The sequence below is a fragment of the Nonomuraea sp. CX421 genome (assembly GCF_059358955.1).
Genome location: NZ_JCADBK010000064.1, coordinates 1 through 1,008 on the forward strand (window position 1 = coordinate 1; position 1,008 = coordinate 1,008).

General features: G+C 70.1%; 1 protein-coding gene. It reads left to right on the forward strand.

The features are described from left to right. A partial coding sequence (metK, locus tag AC5L3X_RS39145) for a methionine adenosyltransferase (protein WP_494863852.1) occupies positions 1-1,008 on the forward strand: 1,008 nt, incomplete at its 5' end.

The following is a 1,008-nucleotide window of genomic DNA, read 5'->3' on the forward strand; positions in this document are numbered from 1 at the left end:
ACCTACGTCGACATTCCGGGTGTCATCCGGGAGAAGATCCTGGAGATCGGTTACGACGCCTCCCACAAGGGTTTCGACGGCGCCTCGTGTGGCGTGTCGGTGTCCATCGGGGCGCAGTCGCCCGACATCGCGCAGGGGGTCGACGACGCCTACGAGCACCGCTCGGGCGAGGGAGTGGACGAGCTCGACCGGCAGGGCGCCGGTGACCAGGGGCTGATGTTCGGCTACGCCTGCCGGGAGACGCCCGAGCTGATGCCGCTGCCGATCACGCTGGCCCACCGGCTGGCCCAGCGCCTGTCCGAGGTGCGCAAGTCCGGCCTGGTGCCCTACCTGCGGCCCGACGGCAAGACCCAGGTCACCATCGAGTACGACGGCGACCAGCCGGTCCGCCTCGACACCGTGGTCGTCTCCACGCAGCACGCGGCCGAGATCGACCTCAGGGAGATGCTGACGCCCGACATCAAGGAGCACGTCGTCGAGCCGGTGCTGGCGGGGCTCGACCTCGACACGTCGGATTACCGGCTGCTGGTCAACCCGACCGGCCGGTTCGAGATCGGCGGGCCGATGGGCGACGCCGGGCTGACCGGCCGCAAGATCATCATTGACACCTACGGTGGCATGGCGCGTCACGGTGGCGGCGCGTTCTCCGGCAAGGACCCGTCCAAGGTGGACCGTTCGGCGGCCTACGCGATGCGCTGGGTGGCCAAGAACGTGGTGGCCGCCGGGCTGGCCGACCGCTGCGAGGTGCAGGTCGCCTACGCGATCGGCAAGGCCCAGCCGGTCGGACTGTTCGTGGAGTGCTTCGGCACCGAGAAGGTCGCGGTGGACAGGATCCAGGCCGCCGTGCTCCAGGTGTTCGACCTGCGTCCGGCCGCCATCATCCGCGACCTCGACCTGCTGCGCCCGATCTACTCCGAGACCGCCGCCTACGGCCACTTCGGCCGCGAGGGCTTCTCCTGGGAGTCCACCGACCGCGCCGAGTCGCTCCGGACCGCCGCCGGCCTCTGA